The sequence below is a fragment of the Streptomyces sp. NPDC058457 genome, assembly GCF_042720695.1.
Lineage (GTDB): Bacteria > Actinomycetota > Actinomycetes > Streptomycetales > Streptomycetaceae > Streptomyces.
The window spans coordinates 60,091-76,805 of sequence record NZ_JBHXLU010000058.1 but is presented as its reverse complement, the minus strand read 5'-3'; the positions used below and the strand labels follow the sequence as shown (position 1 = coordinate 76,805).

15 protein-coding genes are annotated in these 16,715 nt (G+C 71.1%); 7 read left to right on the top strand and 8 right to left on the bottom strand.

Annotated elements, in window-relative coordinates; all coding sequences use genetic code 11:
* The 3 genes from ACFWPS_RS35195 to ACFWPS_RS35185 all read right to left on the bottom strand — a co-directional run.
* Positions 1–309 (bottom strand): hypothetical protein (locus tag ACFWPS_RS35195; RefSeq protein WP_383712823.1); only part of this gene is annotated, 309 nt, incomplete at its 3' end.
* A 197-nt stretch (positions 310–506) separates the two neighbouring features.
* Positions 507–1,244 (bottom strand): hypothetical protein, encoded by a 738-nt coding sequence (locus ACFWPS_RS35190; protein ID WP_383712820.1) that lies wholly within the window; start codon positions 1,242–1,244, stop codon positions 507–509.
* Between the two features lie 497 nt (positions 1,245–1,741).
* On the bottom strand, positions 1,742–2,533 hold the full coding sequence (locus tag ACFWPS_RS35185) for a FadR/GntR family transcriptional regulator (RefSeq protein WP_383712817.1): 792 nt from the start codon (positions 2,531–2,533) through the stop codon (positions 1,742–1,744).
* 195 nt (positions 2,534–2,728) lie between these two features.
* Between ACFWPS_RS35185 and ACFWPS_RS35180 the strand changes: the two genes are divergently transcribed.
* From ACFWPS_RS35180 to ACFWPS_RS35165, 4 genes are all read left to right on the top strand, one after another.
* A complete protein-coding gene (locus ACFWPS_RS35180; RefSeq protein WP_383712814.1) occupies positions 2,729–3,856 on the top strand; it encodes an acyl-CoA dehydrogenase family protein in 1,128 nt (375 codons plus the stop codon).
* Entirely contained in the window at positions 3,853–5,046 is a 1,194-nt protein-coding gene (locus tag ACFWPS_RS35175) for an acyl-CoA dehydrogenase family protein (protein WP_383712811.1), read from the top strand. Before ACFWPS_RS35180 ends, ACFWPS_RS35175 begins: the two co-directional genes overlap by 4 nt.
* A 28-nt stretch (positions 5,047–5,074) precedes the next feature.
* Complete coding sequence (locus tag ACFWPS_RS35170; protein WP_383712808.1) at positions 5,075–6,265, top strand: acyl-CoA dehydrogenase family protein; 1,191 nt, start codon at positions 5,075–5,077, stop codon at positions 6,263–6,265.
* Between the two features lie 64 nt (positions 6,266–6,329).
* Positions 6,330–7,259 carry a cyclase family protein gene (locus ACFWPS_RS35165; protein ID WP_383712805.1) on the top strand — a complete coding sequence of 310 codons (930 nt, stop codon included), beginning with the start codon at positions 6,330–6,332 and terminating at the stop codon, positions 7,257–7,259.
* A 60-nt stretch (positions 7,260–7,319) separates the two neighbouring features.
* Here the strand turns inward: ACFWPS_RS35165 and ACFWPS_RS35160 are convergent, their stop codons facing one another.
* Both ACFWPS_RS35160 and ACFWPS_RS35155 read right to left on the bottom strand, forming a co-directional pair.
* On the bottom strand, positions 7,320–8,090 hold the full coding sequence (locus tag ACFWPS_RS35160) for a crotonase/enoyl-CoA hydratase family protein (RefSeq protein ID WP_383712802.1): 771 nt from the start codon (positions 8,088–8,090) through the stop codon (positions 7,320–7,322).
* Positions 8,087–8,854 (bottom strand): SDR family NAD(P)-dependent oxidoreductase, encoded by a 768-nt coding sequence (locus ACFWPS_RS35155; protein ID WP_383712799.1) that lies wholly within the window; start codon positions 8,852–8,854, stop codon positions 8,087–8,089. The genes ACFWPS_RS35160 and ACFWPS_RS35155 overlap by 4 nt, the downstream gene beginning before the upstream one ends.
* A gap of 176 nt (positions 8,855–9,030) precedes the next feature.
* Here ACFWPS_RS35155 and ACFWPS_RS35150 point away from each other — a divergent pair, with 176 nt between their 5' ends.
* Positions 9,031–10,569 (top strand): class I adenylate-forming enzyme family protein, encoded by a 1,539-nt coding sequence (locus tag ACFWPS_RS35150; RefSeq protein ID WP_383712796.1) that lies wholly within the window; start codon positions 9,031–9,033, stop codon positions 10,567–10,569.
* A gap of 51 nt (positions 10,570–10,620) precedes the next feature.
* Positions 10,621–11,865 (top strand): MaoC family dehydratase N-terminal domain-containing protein, encoded by a 1,245-nt coding sequence (locus ACFWPS_RS35145; RefSeq protein ID WP_383712793.1) that lies wholly within the window; start codon positions 10,621–10,623, stop codon positions 11,863–11,865.
* Between the two features lie 16 nt (positions 11,866–11,881).
* Here ACFWPS_RS35145 and ACFWPS_RS35140 read toward each other — a convergent pair whose 3' ends face one another.
* Positions 11,882–12,685 (bottom strand): enoyl-CoA hydratase/isomerase family protein, encoded by an 804-nt coding sequence (locus ACFWPS_RS35140; RefSeq protein WP_383712790.1) that lies wholly within the window; start codon positions 12,683–12,685, stop codon positions 11,882–11,884.
* A 131-nt stretch (positions 12,686–12,816) separates the two neighbouring features.
* Between ACFWPS_RS35140 and ACFWPS_RS35135 the strand changes: the two genes are divergently transcribed.
* Entirely contained in the window at positions 12,817–13,920 is a 1,104-nt protein-coding gene (locus ACFWPS_RS35135) for an acyl-CoA dehydrogenase family protein (RefSeq protein WP_383712788.1), read from the top strand.
* Here ACFWPS_RS35135 and ACFWPS_RS35130 read toward each other — a convergent pair.
* Positions 13,901–14,956 (bottom strand): LLM class F420-dependent oxidoreductase, encoded by a 1,056-nt coding sequence (locus tag ACFWPS_RS35130; protein WP_383712786.1) that lies wholly within the window; start codon positions 14,954–14,956, stop codon positions 13,901–13,903. The two genes, ACFWPS_RS35135 and ACFWPS_RS35130, sit on opposite strands and share 20 nt — an antisense overlap.
* Positions 14,957–15,052: 96 nt before the next feature.
* Entirely contained in the window at positions 15,053–16,705 is a 1,653-nt protein-coding gene (locus ACFWPS_RS35125) for an AMP-binding protein (RefSeq protein ID WP_383712784.1), read from the bottom strand.
* Between the last annotated feature and the right edge of the window lie 10 nt (positions 16,706–16,715).

The window sequence follows — 16,715 nt, the reverse complement described above, 5'->3', positions numbered from 1 at the left end:
CCCATTGGTGGTCGCCCGCTCCTTTGTTTTAACCCCCCCCCCCCCCTCCGGCGGGCGCGGCGCCCCGGCCCCCCGAAACCCGCGGCCCCCCGCGCCCGACGTTCCGAGGAGGAACTCCGTCGCCTTGGCCCGCAGGGTCTCCACGGACTCTTCGGCCAGGACGGTCTGTTTGAGCGCGCCGCCGTACATGGGGGTGGTCTTGAGCGGTAGTTCGAGCAGGGTCTCGTCTCCGGTGGCTTGGTACAGCGCGAGCCTCAGCGCGTTCAGGTCGGCGTCGTCCAGCGCGCGGCCGATGAACGCCTCGTCCACGTGCGGTGACGCTCCCGTCGCGAGCCTGCCTTTCCCGGCCATACGGCTCCTTCCCTGCCGGCGTACCCGTGCCTGACGGGCAACCACATATCAAGGTTATTGAGTTAACTTAATCTACTCATGGATGGAGCTTCAAGACGCGGGTGAGCCGAACTCCACTCACGCATGGGGGAGTTCGGCTCGTCCTCCGTATGCCCTCAGGCCGCCGCGGGTACGGCCGTCTGCTGTCCCAGTACCTCGCGTTCCTCGGACCTGACCGCTCTCAGCAGCACGATGATCATCGCGATCTTCCAGACGACGAACGCGATGGACGGGATCAGGACCGTGAACACCCCGTCCCAGGCGAACGGACCGTCGGTCGCCACGTACACGAAGACCCCGGGGAAGAAGGAGACCGCCAGCACGAGGTTCAGCCAGCCGAACCACCGCGGGAACACCGGCTCGGGCCGCCGGTCGATGAGCGCCGACAGACCGATCACCGCGACGTTGATGACGAAGATGACAGCGACTCCCACGTACGTGAGCCAGAACTGGTCACTGAGGAGCTGCATCAACTCGGGGCTGCGGTGCGGCCGGTAGGCGGCGGTGGCCAGCACGGCGAGCGGGTAGACCCATCCCGTCGGCGCGACGACCGCCGTCGTCAGCTGGATCATCGACAACAGGCCCCAGCCGCCTTCGATCCGGCGCATCTGCAGGCTCGTGATGACCGCGAACGGGTAGAAGAACGGAGCGAAGACACCCATCGTGACCACGGCCCAGAGGATGCCGGTCCGGTGTTCCGTCAGGAAGTCGGCCACCTGCTGCGCGTTGTCCGAAGGCGAGACGGGCGGCGAGAGGTGCCCGAAGACCGAGAACGCGAGCGTGTTGGCTATGACCACCACCACGCCGCACCAGACCGACAAACGATAGAGCTTGAACTTCAGCTTTTCGTCCATGGGATCTCCCTTGATCCGTCGCATGGTCGGGTACTGCCTGGGTGCCGAGGACATGGGCCACCGAGGCGAAGAGGGCACGGCGATCCGGGAGACGGCGATCCGAGGCACGCCGTTGACGCAGAGAGCCGGTGATGCCGCCGGAAGAGGCTCCGCAAGCTGCGGGGGATCCCTCGGATTCCGGGGACGCGGACGTGCGGAAGCGCGGGCTCGTCAGCGTGTTAAGGCAAGCGTGCCGGCGCTGATGCGGGAGTTCGGCTGCCTCGTCCTGGTGAGGTCATGGTCGCGTCGCATCGCGGCTCTCCTGGGTCTCAGTCCGTCCCGATGGGCGCGATGCCCGGTCGGCTGGATCCAACAGGAGGAGAGTAGGCGGCGCCGATCAGCCGTCGGCCCCGAGTCCCGCTGACCGGGACACGTCTTGCGAAGCCCGTGGTCACCCGGGCAGGGCCCGCACCGTCACATGGAGATTTCCGCGAGGCAGGTGCGGGCGACGCCCCGGATCAGGCGAAGAGATCCACCACGGGCTTGTTGTGAAGATCGTCCTTGAGGAGGTAGGTACCCGCGACCTTCATGTGCGTGCGCCAGTGCCGCTCGGCGCCCTCGGCGTCCCGGGCCTCCAGCAGCACCACCAGACGCTTGTAGGCCTTGATGGCCCGCTGGAAACGCTCGGGCGACTCCGTCTTGTCGAAGTTCCGCGCGACCCGCATCTCCAGATGGGTCGCCACGATCTCCTGGAGGACCGCACCCTGGACGGCCAGGGTCTTGTTGCCGCAGCGCTCCATGATCAGTTCATGGAACCGGTACGTCAGCCGCGACCACAACGCCGGGTCGGGCACGGCGTCGTCCTTCGACTCCACGGCCGACTGGAGTTCCGCCACCACCTCGCTGAGGTCGGTGAGGTCCTGCTTCGTGCGGCGCTTGGCCAGCATGCGTGCGCACGCCGGCTCGGCGATCATCCGGGCCTCGTAGACGTCGTCGACGGTGGTCCCCTGCATCTGCAGGAGCAGTCCCACGTGACGGGCCGCCACGGAGAAGTCCGGGGCCATGACCTGAGCGCCACCCCGGCTGCCGCGGCGGACGCTGATGAGCATCTCGGCTTCGAGGATGCGGAAGGCCTCGCGCAGGGTGGGCCGCGAGACGCCGAACTGCTCCATGAGCTGGATCTCGGGCGGCAGCGTCTCGCCGGGCGTCAGCTCGCCCTGGACGATACGACGGCGCAGTTGCGCGGCGATCAGCTCCGCCGTCTTGGGCGCGCGGACCGTCTGACCGACTGGCCCCAATGTGGCACTCATGACAATGAGTGTACTTGCTCGGAGAACCTCATTACCGGGAACGGGGCAAGGACGTCCGGCCGCATACCGCCCGGGCCGCTCGTCCGCTGAGCGGGACGGCCGTCCGCCCTTGACAGCAGAATCAGTTTACTGATTTATCCGATCACTGTTAGGGTCAGGACGCGTGAGGGGCACGACGATGTCGATGGATGCGCGATGAGCCTCAGTCTCGGTGAGGAACAGGAGGAACTGCGCCTGCTGGTGCGCACGTTCCTCGACGACAAGGCCACGAGCCACCGCCCGCCGCCTCCCGGCACCGGCCCACAGGAGTACGACGGGGGCCTGTGGCGCCAGCTGTCCGGTCAGCTCGGCCTCACCGGTCTCACCGTGCCCGAGCGGTTCGGCGGTGCCGGCCTCGGCCCCGCCGAACTCGGCGTCGTACTGGAGGAGATGGGCCGTGCCCTGTTCCCGAGTCCCTTCTTCGCCACTGCCGTGCTGGCCGGTCAGACGCTGACGCACTGCGGTGACGAGGTGGCGATGGACCGGTGGCTGCCGGGCGTCGCCTCGGGGGCGCTCACCGCGACGCTGGCGACGGCCGAACCGGACGGTTCATGGGAGGCGGATCCGCCCGCCACCATGGCCGAGCGGGGGCCGGGCGGCTGGGTGCTCTCCGGCACGAAGACGTACGTCGTGGACGGGCACACCGCCGACCTGCTGCTCGTGACCGCCCGGTGCCCCGACGGCGTCGGGCTCTTCGGCGTCCCGGCCACCGCGCCCGGTCTCACCAGCATGGTGCTGGACGCCCTGGACCCGACCCGGCCGCTGGCGCGGATCCGCTTCGACGCCGCCCCCGCGACCAGGATCGGGGCGGGTGACGCCTCCGGGTCGCTCGCGGCCGTACGGGACCTCGTGCGGGCGGCGCTCGCCGCGGAGCAGGTCGGCGGAGCCGCCGCGTGCCTCGACATGGCGGTCGGACATGCCAGGACACGGGAACAGTTCGGGCGGCCCATCGGCTCCTTCCAGGCGATCAAGCACAAGTGCGCCCAACTGCTGGTCGAGGTGGAGTGCGCCCGGTCGGCGGCCAGGTTCGCCGGGTCGGTCGTGGGCACGCCGGGCACCGAGGCGGCGATCGCGGCCGCCGTGGCCCGCTCCTACTGCTCGGAGGCGTTCACCCACGCGGCGAAGGAGAACATCCAGATCCACGGGGGAATCGGCTTCACCTGGGAGCACCGCGCACATCTCTATCTGCGCCGGGCCAAGTCGTCCGAGCTGCTGTTCGGCACGCCCCGCGAGGAACGGGCCCGGCTCGCCCGGCTCACCATGGCAGAAGGAGCCCGCCCATGACGTCCGCTTCGGCCCTCCCCCTCTCCCGGAACCCGGAGTCGCTCGACGTCTTCCGTTCCCGGCTGCGGGACTTCCTCACCGGCCACGGACCCGGGCGGCGTCCACGGGATCCCGAGGAGCGCTTCGCCTGGACCCGCGCCTGGCAGGCCGCCCTCTTCGACCACGGCTTCGCCGGACCGAGCTGGCCCGAGGAGTACGGCGGGATGGACCTGCCGTTCGCCCACCAGGTGGTGTACCAGGAGGAGCTGGCACGGGCCCGGGTACCCGGCCCGGTCGGGACGGGCCTGGGCATCGCCGCTCCGACGATCATCAAGTACGGCACCGACGAACAGCGCCGGCGCTGGCTGCCGTCCATGCTGCGCGGGGACACCGTGTGGGCGCAGGGCTACTCCGAGCCGGAGGCCGGTTCCGACCTGCCGGGCCTGCGCACCACCGCACGCCGTGCGGGCGACACCTACGTGGTGAACGGACAGAAGGTGTGGACCAGCCACGCCGCCAGGGCGGACGTCTTCTTCACGCTCGTGCGGACGGGGACGCGCGAGTCGCGACAGCGCGGGATCACCTACCTCGTCGTCGACGCCCACGCTCCGGGCGTGGACGTCCGTCCGCTGCGCGACCTGACCGGCGGGCACCTGTTCGCGGAGGTGTTCTTCGACGAAGTCCGGGTACCGGTCGCCGACCGTGTCGGGGAGGAGAACGGGGGCTGGCCGCTGGTCCGCACGAGTCTGGGGCACGAGCGTGCCGCCGGCGCCATGAACCAGGCCGCGACCTACCGGCGCGTCCTCGGCGAACTCCGGCAGCTCCTCGCGGAACGCGGCGCGCTGGACGACGCGGACGTGCGGGACCGGATGGCCGACTTCGAGATCCGGGCACGGATCATGCACTACAACGGACAGCGCACGATCTCCGACATCCTCACCCATGGGGAGCCGGGCCCCGTCTCCTCCGTGTCACGTCTGCACATCTCCCAGTTCGAGCAGGACATCCACGAGTTCGCCGTCGACGTGCTCGGCCCGGCCGGCCTGCTGGGACCCGGGTCCGAGGAAGCGGTGCAGCGCGGCAGGTGGCTCTACGGCTTCCTGCGCACACGGGCGTCCACGATCGGGGCCGGCACCGCCGAGATCCAGCGGAACACCCTCGCCGAACAGGTCCTCGGGCTGCCCCGCGACCCCGGCATGCCCTCGGTCTGACAGGAGACATGATGAGGCTGGAGACACGATGAGGCTCGACACCAGCGCCGAACTCGACGCCTTTCGCGCCGAGGTGCGCTCGTTCATCCGTACCCACGCCCCCGGCAGGAAGACCCACTCGGGGGTGCGGGCGCCCGCTCCCGCACTCGTCCCGGAACTGCGCCGGTGGATCGCCCGGCTCCATGACGCCGGCTATCTCGGCCGGTCGTGGCCGGCGGAGTACGGCGGTCTCGCCGATCCGCGTCCCGAGCCCGCCTTCGTCGTCGCCGAGGAACTGGCACGGGCGCGGACCTGGGGGCAGATCGGAGCCGGCGCCCTCGCCGCGGGCGCCCTGCTGGCCCACGGGACGGAGCAGCAGAAGCGCCGATTCCTGCCCCGGCTGCGGTCCGGCCAGGACCTGTGGTGCCAGCTCTTCAGCGAGCCGGAGGCGGGCAGCGACCTGGCGGGGCTGCGGACCCGGGCCCGCCGGGACGGCGACCACTTCGTGGTCGACGGCCAGAAGGTGTGGACGACCAACGCCCAGTACGCCGACGTCGGATACCTGCTCGCGCGCACCGATCCCGGGGCGCCGAAGACCCGGGGCATCACCGCGTTCGCGCTCGACATGCGCGCCCCGGGAGTGGAGATCCGGCCGCTCAGGGAGATCACCGGCACCGCCGACTTCAACGAGGTGTTCCTGGACGGGGTACGCATCCCGGCCGACCGGGTGATCGGGGAGGTCGACGGCGGCTGGCGGGTCGCCGGTGCGAGCCTGGCCCAGGAGCGGGGTTCGGTGGCCGCGCGGAGCGCCGAACTGCTCGACGATCTCGGCGGTCTGCTGACGCTGGCGGCCCGGCCCGGTCCGGAGGGGCTGCCGCCTCTGGGTGACGCGGCCGTGCGCGATCGCCTGGGCCGGCTGGCGACGCGTGTGTACGTCGCCGACCTGATGAGCAAGGCCGTGCAGTCCCGGATGGCGGCGGGGACCGACGAGCCGATCGATCCTGCGACGGTCAAGGTCTTCTTCAGCGACACCAACCTGGACGCCGCCTCGCTGGGGGTCCGACTCCAGGGGCTGGACGGCCTGCTGGTCGAGGGCGACGGCGGTGCCGTGGACGGGGGCTACTGGCAGGACGCCCTCCTCTACGCCCGGGCCTACACCATCGCCGGGGGCGCCAACGAGGTGCTGCGCACGACCATCGCCGAGCGGGCCCTGGGCCTCCCCCGGGAGCCGCGCTCCTGACGTGGACCGGCCGGGACGGTCCACGTCGTACGCACGCGAGTCACAGCGAAGAGAGGCGGAAACCGTGCTGAGCGTTGCCGAGTTCGACACCTTGGCCGAGCAGGTCAGCAACTGGAAGCGGTGGGGCGCGGACGACGAGCGGGGGACGCTCAACTTCATCACCCCCGAAGTGGTGAGGCAGGCGACGGCCTCGGTGGTGACGGGCGAGAGCTTCTCGCTCGCCATGTCGCTGTCGCTGGACGGCCCGCAGAACGGCACAGGAGTCCCGGGGCGTATCAATCCGGTCCGGACGATGCTCGCGATCAACACGTTGATGGGGGACTCCCCCGACTCGGTCGCCTACAGCGACGACATCGTGGTGACTCCCACGCAGGCGGCGACGCACTGGGACGCGCTGTCGCACTGCAGTCACCGCGGCGTCATGTACAACGGCATCCCGGCGGACGCGATCGACGCCTCCGGCGCCACGCGGCTCGGCATCGAGGCGGCCGGCACCGTCGTTTCGCGGGGCATCCTCCTGGACGTGGCCCGGCACCAGGGCGTCGGCGTCCTTCCGGGCCGGTTCCCGGTGACGCGCGCCGTCCTGGAGGCCGTCGAGGAGGCCCAGGGAACACCGGTGGAGGAGGGCGACATCGTCCTGGTCCGGACCGGGCAGGTGACGCACTTCCTGGCGGCGGACGTCCCGAGCTATCGCCGGCCGGTACCCGCGCTCGACTACGACGCCCCCCTCTTCTTCCACGAGCGCCGTGCGGCTGCTGCCGCGATCGACAACATGCCCATGGAACTGCTGCCGTCGAACGTCGAGGACGTCATGCTGCCCGTGCACGTCCTGTGTCTGGTGATGATGGGCATGATCCAGGGACAGAACTGGGTACTCGAAGACCTCGCGGCGGCCTGTGCCCGGGACCGCCGCCACACCTTCCTGCTGAACGCGACGCCCGAGCGCTTCCTGCGCAGCACCGGCGGCCTGGTGAACCCCGTGGCCATCCGCTGACAGCCGTACGTACGGCGCACGGCCCCCCGGGCGGGCGACCGCCGGGCGGGCGACGCGCGCCTAACGGCCCGTCCACTTGGGTTCCCTGCGCTCCACGAAGGCCCGTGCTCCTTCCTTTGCGTCCTGCGAGGCGAACACGGCGTCGGAGAACGGGGCCTGTCTGCGCCACACCTCGTCCTGCGGCCACCCGGGGGCAGCGCTCGCCACGGCCTTGGCGCACCGGACAGCCAAGGGCGCGTTCTCGGCGACGCGTCCGGCGAACCGCATCGCCGCCTCCAGCGCCTGTCCCTCGGGCACGACGCGGTTGACCAGTCCCAGCCGCTCGGCCCGCTCGGCGTCGATCGGGTCGCCGGTGAGCAGCAGTTCCATCGCGACGGAGCGCGGCAGCCGCTGCGGCAGCCTGATCATTCCGCCGCCCCGTGCCACCAGGCCGAGCCTGACCTCGGGCAGCCCGAAGCGCGCCCCCTGCGCCGCCACCACCAGGTCGCAGGCGAGGGCGAGTTCGCAGCCGCCGCCGAGCGCCCAGCCCTCGACCGCGGCGATGATCGGCTTCTCGGGGGGTGCCTCGACGAGCCCGCCGAAGCCACGGCCCGGCAGCGCCGGACGCTCGCCGAGCGCGAACCGTTTCAGGTCCATGCCCGCGCAGAAGGTCCCGCCGGCACCGGTCAGGACGGCGACGGACAGGTCAGGCGAGTCGTCCAGGCGGTCGATTGCCTCGGCGACGAGGTGGGCGGCCGCCAGGGTCATCGCGTTCTTCTGCGCCGGTCTGTTGACGGTGATGACGAGGACCCGGTCGTGTGCGTCCACCAGGACCTCGGGGGCGGCGCTCACCTCGGGCCCATGCGCAGGGCGCCGTCGAGGCGGACGGTCTCGCCGTTGAGGTAGGGGTTGCGCACCATGGCCAGTGCCAGGTCGGCGTAGTCCGCGGCATGGCCGAGGCGCCTGGGGTGCGGGATGGTCTCGGCGATGCTCTGCCGGATGTCCTCGCGCAGCCTTGCCAGCATCGGGGTGTCGAAGGTCCCGGGCGCGATGGTGTTGACCCGGATCGCCCAGCTCGCGAGGTCCCGGGCCGCCACCAGGGTCATCGCGTGCACGCCGCCCTTGGAGGAGGCGTACGAGGTCTGGCCGATCTGTCCCTCGAAGGCCGCCGCCGACGCGGTCAGCACGATGGCACCGCGGTCGCCGTCCTCGACGGTGTTGCCGGCCATGGCTGCCGCGGCCAGCCGCAGGACGTTGTAGCTGCCGACGAGGTTGACCTCCAGGACCTGACGGTAACTGTCCAGCGCGGCGGGCGCGCCGGACTTGTCGAGGATGCGCAGCCGGTCCCCGCCGCGGCCCGCGCAGTGCACGACGGCTCGCAGGTTGCCGGTCTCCCGGGCCGCTTCGAGGGCGCCCCGCAGGCTGTCCTCGTCGGTGATGTCGGCGGGCACGAACCGGACTCCGCCGCCCATCGCGGCAGCCGTCCGGGCACCGGCCGAGCCGGGCAGGTCGGTGATGACCACTTTCGCTCCCGCCTCGGCGAACGCCGCCGCGGTCGCGGCTCCGAGGCCGGAGGCACCGCCGGTGACGAGTGCGGTGATGGCGTCTAGCTGCATGTGTCCTCCTGCATGCATCCTCCCCAACAATCAGGCATGTCAAATAAAAGATTTGTCTGTTTCAGGAGCGCTTTCAATGCACCGATGCGGGCCGCCCATTGGCCTCACCTGGACAGTACCGATAGAATCAAGTAACTAATTTAGCTTAAACGTCTGCCTCCCCGTAGAAGGGCGCCATGACGAAACAGGCCCGCTCGCATCCCGCCGGGCGCACCTTGCCCCTGCTCTCGAACTGGCTCCGTCACGTGATGGGCATCGACCCGAACGCGACGGCACTGACCTTCGCGGAGTCGAGCCTTCCGTGGTCGTACCTCGCCGACGCCACCCGTGATCTGGACACTCTCCTGAGCAGCCACCCCTCCGCTCGACGGGTCGGCCTCGTGCTGCGCAACAGGCCGGCCCAACTGGCCGCGCTGCTGGCGGTGATCGCCACCGGCCGACAGGTCGTCACCCTCAGCCCCCATGTGGGCGAGACCGGTCTCGGCGACGACATCCGCTCGCTGCGCCCGGACGTCGTCATCGCCGACGAGGAGGACTGGGCCCGGGACGCCGTCCGGGAAGCCGCCGAGGACATCGGCGCCGTCCCCCTGATCGCCCGCCGGCAAACAGGCCTGCGACTCCGGCCGGACTCCTGGACACCCGCGCCGCCCCGGCTGCCCGCGGATGACGTGGCCGTGGTGATGATGACCAGCGGCACGACCGGCAAGCCCAAGCGTGTCTCGCTCACCTATCCGCAGCTGACCGCCGCCTTCCAGGCCGCCGGCACCATGCTCGACGACAGCACCGGTCCGCGTCTGCGCCGGGGATGCGTCATCCTGTGGTCCTCGCTCGCCCACATCAGCGGGCTGTACTTCGCGATCGCCCATGCCGTCGACGGCCGGTCCGTCGCCCTGATGGAGCGGTTCCAGGTCGAGGAGTGGGCCCGGTTGGTATGCCGGCACCGGCCGCGCCAACTTCGCCTGCCGCCCACCGCGATCCGCATGGTACTACGCGCGGATCTCCCCGCCGACACCTTCAGCAGCGTGCGGGCGATCGGCTCCGGCACGGCACCCCTGCCGCCTGAACTGGCCGAGGAGTTCGAGGCGCGGTACGGCGTGCCGGTCCTCGCCACCTACGGCGCCACCGAGTTCGCCGGCGCCATCGCGGGCTGGTCGCTCGCCGACCACCGCCAGTGGGCGGGAACGAAGCGCGGCAGCGTGGGCCGCGCGCACCGCGGCATCGAACTGCGTGTGGTCGACCGTACGACACAGGACGTCCAGACACCGGGCGGCATCGGACTCCTGGAGGTCCGCGGTCCCCAACTGCCCGTCGCCGACGGGGGCTGGCTGCGCACGAACGACCTGGCCTCGCTGGACGAGGACGGCTTCCTGTTCATCCACGGCCGCGCGGACGACGCCATCAACCGGGGCGGCTTCAAGATTCCGCCGAGTGTGATCGAGGACGCACTGCACCAGCATCCCGCCGTGAGTGACGCCACCGCCGTCGGGCTGCCGGACGAACGTCTGGGTGAAGTACCGGTCGTGGCGGTCACCTTGTGCGCACAGGCCAGCAGGCAGGACCTGCTCGACCATCTGGCCAGCCGACTGACGCGCTATCAGATGCCGGTGGATCTACGGATTCTGGACCAGCTGCCGCGGACCCCCTCGCTCAAGGTCGACCGACCCCGGCTCCAGAAGCTCTTCACCGCCGGAGGAACGTTCCTCGACCGCGGCTAGGGCCGGTCCATCCGCTCGCCCGGCAACCGCCCGCCCACCGAACAAGGAGAGATGGTGACCACGTTGACGGACCGGCCGGACTACGGCCTCCTCACCGACGATGCCGTGGAGCGCTCACGCCGCCGCATCGGTGTCCCCCAGCGCCGCCTGCCACCGCACAACCTGGAGGTGAGCACCGACGGAATCCGTCACTTCGCGCTCGGGTACGGCGACGACAATCCCCTGTGGTGCGACCCCGCACACGGCCCGGCCACCCGGTGGGAGGGCACGATCGCACCGCCGAACTTCCTCTACACCATGGGCGAGAACGCCGTCGAACCGGACGACCGGGCCAAGGCGATCCTCAAGGGTGACCCGTTCGCCGGACTCGGCGCCTACCAGGCGGTCATGGAGTTCGAGTACTACCGGCCGCTCCGTCTCGGCGACCGCTGCTCCTGCCTGCGGGCCCAGGTCGGCGTCCAGGTCAAGCCGAGTTCCTTCGGGGGCAGGGCCGCCCATGTCACCAACGACTTCCTGTTCGCCGACGGCGCGGGCCAGGTGGTCGCCCTCCAGCGCGGCACCTGGATCCACACCGAACGGCACACCACCAGGAATCGAGCCGACGGAAAAGAGGGCCTGGAGTTTCCCCCCTACACCGCCGGGCAACTCGCCGAGATCGACGCCGCCTACGACGCCGAGGAGCGGCGCGGGGCGAACACCCGCTACTTCGAGGACGTACACGTCGGCGACGAGCTCCAGCCCCGGGTCAAGGGGCCGCTCACCGTGACCGACGTGGTCGTCTGGCACGTGGGGTGGGGCATGCAGCTGACGCCGCCGGGGGCCTTCGCGGTCGCCCGGCGGGTACGGCGCAAGGCTCCCGGGCTGTACCCGCCCAACGCCCGGAACATCCCGGACACGGTGCAGCGGCTGCACTGGGAGCCGGAGCGCGCGCGGGAGCTGGGCATCCCGATGAGCTACGACTACGGCGGCATGCGCGAGACGTGGCTGACGCACGCGCTGACGGACTGGATGGGCGACGACGGCTGGCTGTTCAGGCTCCGCTGCGAGCACCGCAGGTTCAACTACGTCGGGGACACCACATGGGTGCGCGGAGTCGTGGTGGACAAGGTGCGGACCGACGTCGGCAACGAGGTGCACATCGAGGTGGCCTGCCACAACCAGCGCGGGGAGGTCTCGACACCGGGACGGGCCGTCGTTCTGCTGCCGACCCGTCAGGCCCCGGTGCGCCTGCCGAATCCCCCGGCGGACACCCTCGGCGACCTGCTGGACGCGGAGATCGCGCGGTTCGCCGGCTGACGGGGCAAGGTCCGGGTCAGCGCAGGGTCCACCTGGGTTTGACGAAGGTCTCGCGCGCGACCTGCGGCTTGCCGAGGGGATTGCCGATCGTCGTGTAGTGCCAGCCGAGTGCCTGGGCCGCCTCGCGGTCCAGGCCGTGCGTCTCCCAGATGGCCCGGACGGTTCCCTGCACGGCCGCGGGCGGCTTGGCCGCGATGGTGCGCGCCAGTTCGTCTGCCCGGCCCCACAGTTCCGGGTAGGGCACCAGCTCGGACACCAGACCGATCTCACGCGCCCGCGCGGCCGACATCCGCTCGTCCAGCCCGAGCAGTGCCCACCGCAGCGCCTCGCCCAGGGGGATGCGCCGGGCCAGCCCGATGGGCTCCAGGGCCGATGTCATGCCGTAACTCACATGCGGGTCGAAGAAGGTGGCGTCGTCCGCACCGATGACGATGTCGCAGTCGTTGAGCCAGTAGAAGGCACCGCCGGCGACCATGCCGTGCACGGCGGCGACGACCGGCTTCCACACCCGGTTCTGCTTGGGACTCAGCCCCCGCCCCGGGTCCTCCTGGCTCCAGACGTTCCCGGCGAGATGGATCCGGTCCTCGACGTCGGTGCCCGTGCAGAAGGCGCGTTCGCCGGCGGCGCGCAGGACCACCACGTGGACGGCGTCCTCGGTGCGCACGCGTTCCCAGACGTCCCGGAACTCGTCCACCATGGTCTGGTTGAACGCGTTGAGCTTGTGCGGTCGGTTGAGGGTCACCGTGGCGACGTGTTCCGCCACCTCGAACAGCACGGTCTCGTACTCGGGCTCATCGGCGCTGATCTCCTGGTCCGACATCATCGTTCCTCTCGCCCGCCGGGTTCGCGGCCCTGGGGTCCTCCGGAAGCTGGCACGCCAGATAGCTTAATCATTACACTCAATGAGAGGCTAGTGATCCGTAACCGGTACGACCATGGAAGGGCCGGTCGATGGTGGACTTCGAACTCTCCGAGGAACAGGCCGCACTGCGCGAGGCGTCGCGGGATCTGCTCACCTCGTACTGCCCTCCGCACCTCGTCCGGTCGGTCCTCGACGCGGGCCTGGACGTCGACGAGAAGCTGTGGAACAGGGGCGCCCGTATGGGCTGGACGGGCCTCGCGACTCCCGAAGCCCAGGGAGGCGCGGCGCAGGGGCTGGCGGAGCTCTGCCTGGTGGCCGAGGAACTGGGACGCGCCGCGGCACCGGGCCCGTTCGTGGAGACGGCCCTGGCATCCATGTCCGCCGCCTGGGGCGGCCCCGACCTGAGCGACCTCGCCGTACGGGCCGCCACGGACCTTGGCGAAGGGCGGCTGAAGGCGGGGTTCGTGCACCACGGTTGCCTGACCGCACGCCGGGAGGGGCGGGGCCTCGTCCTGACGGGCCGGGCCACGGCCGTGCACGCCGCCGCCTGCACCGACTGGCTGCTGGTGACGCTCACCGGGGACGAGCCGTACGTCCTCCTGGTCCCGACGGCCGCCGCCCGTACGGAGCGGCGCACCACCCTGGATCTGACCCGTTCCTGGTACGACGTCGTCTTCGACGACGTGACCGTGCCGGCAGGGCAGGTGCTGTCCGACCGCCCAGGCGACGCGACCCGGGCGGTGGACGCGATGACGGTCCTCACCGCCGCGGACGCGCTGGGCGTGGGGCAGCGGCTGCTGGAGATGACGGTCGCTCATGTCACCGTGCGCGAGCAGTTCGGACGTCCGCTGGGCAGCTTCCAGGTCGTCAAGCACAAGGCGGCCGACATGCTGATCACCCTGCGGGGCCTGCGGGCCGCCACCTACTACGCGGCTCTGGCCTTCGACGCGGGCCACGACGACGCTCCCATGGCGGCCGCCGTGGCCAAGGCCTTCGCGAGCGACCGCCTCCCCGATGTCGCCGGGGAGGCCCTGCAGTGCCATGGCGGCATCGGCTTCACCTGGGAACACGACCTGCACCTGTATCTGCGGCGGGCGACGGTGGACTCGCTGGTCCACGGCACCGCCGCCCACCATCACCAGCGGGTACTCGCCCACCTGGAACGCACGGCGGTCACCCGGCAAGCCGCTTGAGCAGTTCCATGTCCTCGACCCGCCGCTCGTGGGTGACCGCGATCGGCGCGGCGTTCAGCCCCGTGACCCCGCTGTCGCGGAACGCCGCGACCCGGTCCGCGACCAGTCCGCGCGGTCCCACCAGGGCCACCGCGTCGACCAGTTCCCCGGGGACCGCGGCGGCCGCCTCGTCCTTGCGGCCGCCCTGGTACAACTCCTCGATCTCCGCCGCCGGCCCTTCGAAGCCGTACCGCGCGACGAGGGCGTTGTAGAAGTTCCGGCCCCGGACTCCCATGCCGCCGACGTACAGGGCGATGTACTCGCGGACCCGCTGCCGTCCGGCCGCGAGTTCCTCCGCGTCGTCGCTGACGAGGACCTTGACGTCGGCGACGATTCGGAGCGGCGGCAGCCCGGCCCGGCGCCGGGCCCGCCCGGCCTCCAGGGAGGGACCGAAGACCTCCTTGGCCGCCTCCGGAAGGTACAGCGTGGGCTGCCACCCCTCGCACAGCTCGGCCGCCAGTTCCACGCTCTTGGGCCCAAGGGCCGCCAGGACGATCGGGATGTCCGGCCGGACGGGATGGTTGACGAGCCTCAGAGCGCGGCCGCCCCGGCCCGTACCCCCGCGCTCGGCGGTGAGCGGCAGCTGGAAGACCCGGCCCTCGTGCCGCAGGGGCTCGCGCCGCCAGACGGTCCGGCAGATCTCGACCACCTCCCGGATCCGGGTCAGCGGGGATGTGTGGGGCAGCCCGTGGAACCCTTCGACCACCTGGGGGCCGGACGCGCCGATGCCCAGCTCGAACCGTCCTTCCGACACGAAGTCGAGTCCGGCCGCGGTCATCGCGAGGAGCGCGGGGGTGCGGGAGTACACGTTGAGGATGCTGGTCGCCAGGCGCATCCGCTCGGTGCGGGCGGCGAGGTGGCCCAGCTGGCTCACCGAGTCGAAGGTGTACGCCTCGGGCAGCAGCACCGAGTCGACTCCGGCCGCCTCGAAGTCGCCCAGCCGCCGGGCGGCTTCGGCGAAGCCGCCCGAATAGCTCATCAGCAGTCCCACGTCCATGAGGAGCCTCTCTTGTTCCGCCGGGGCCGGGGCATGGACCGGCCCCGGATCGCGGCGGTACGGGTTACGGGGCGTTCAGGCACGGGGTAGGGACGGTCAGGCGCGGGCCTCCTCGGCGGACTGCTCCGTCGCCCCCGCCCGCCGCAGCCGGTCGCGCAGCTCGAACTTGCGGACCTTCCCCGACGGGGCCCGCGGGAGATCGGGGACGACCACGATGCGCTCGGGCGTCTTCTGGGGTGCCACCCGGTGCCGGGCGAACAGCTCGCGCACCTCCTCGACATCGAGTGTGCCGCCGTCGAGGACCACGAAGGCGGCCACGCGCTCGCCGTATCGCGGGTCGGGTTCGGCGACCACGGCGGCGTGCCGGACCCGCGGATGGGTGGTGAGGATGTCCTCGACCTCCTTGGAGGCGATGTTCTCCCCGCCGCGGATGATGATGTCCTTGATGCGGTCGGTGATGGTCAGGTGGCCGTCCTCGTCGAGCCGTCCCACGTCGCCGGTGCGGAACCAGCCGGCGGGCAGGAACGCCGCAGCGTCGTACGCGCGGTCGCGGTAGCCGACGAACAGGCTGGGACCGCGGGTCACCACCTCACCCGCCTCTCCCACCGGCAGCGGACGCAGTTCGTCGTCGACGATCCGCACCTCGTCGCCGAAGCGCACCAGGCCGTCCGTCAGGGACCGTTGGCGCACCGAGGCGTCCAGCGGGGAGGTCGCACACCGCGGGTGCTCGGTGCTGCCGTAGGCGCGGGCCACCACGATGCCCGCGTCGTCGGCCTTGGCGACCAGCGTGGGCGGGACGTTGGCGGCACCGATCTGGACGAACCGCAGGCTGGAGATGTCCCGGCCGTGCTCCTCGGCCGCCCTCATCAGCGCCTCCACGTGCAGGGGGGTGCCGCTGGTGATGGTGCACCGGAACTGTTCGACGAGTTCGACGGCCCGGCGTTCGTGCCACCGGTCCATGTGCACCGTACCGGTGCCCCCGACGATCCCGCTGCACGCGGCCAGCAGCCCAGCGACATGGCCGGAGGGCCAGGGGATGAGGCGGGTGTCGTCCGGACCGGCCTCGTTCATCAGGTCGCCCTTGCGCAGCTCGTGCAGCAGGGTGTTGTGGGTGTGCTGCACGCCCTTGGGCGTACCGGTCGTCCCCGAGGTGTAGATCACCGCGCACACGTCGTCGGCGGCCACCTCCACGCGCGCCGGCGCACCCTCCGTCTCGGCGAGCAGGGTGCCCCAGGGGACCGCGTCCGGTGCCATCCGGTCGCCGATCATGACGACCTGTTCGAGGGCGGGCCCCGCGTCGAGGCGGGCCAGGCGGTCGACGAAGTCGATGGAGCGCCATGCGTCGGGCAGGACCAGCACCTTCGCCCGGGCGTCGCGCAGGATGACCCCGACCTCGGCGGAGTCGTAGATGTGGGTGATGGGGAGCACGACCGCGCCGGCCAGCCAGGTGCCGAAGTACGACACCAGCAGCTCCAGCCGGTTGGGGACCTGTACGGCGACCACGTCACCGGGCCGCACCCCGAGCCGGCGCAACCCGGCCGCCGCACGCCTGCCCAGCGCGAGTACGTCTGCCAGCGTGACCGTGGTCGTCTCCGTCTCCGAGGCGAACACGAACCGCGTCCCGGGCACCCGGCGGCCGGCGTCCTCCAGGGCATCGGCCATGGTGCGCGAGGAGTAGTGGCCCTCCCGGTACCAGCGCTCCTGCAGCACGGCCAGGTCCTGCCGCCGCTGCTCGGGGGTCACGCTCACTGCCGTCTCC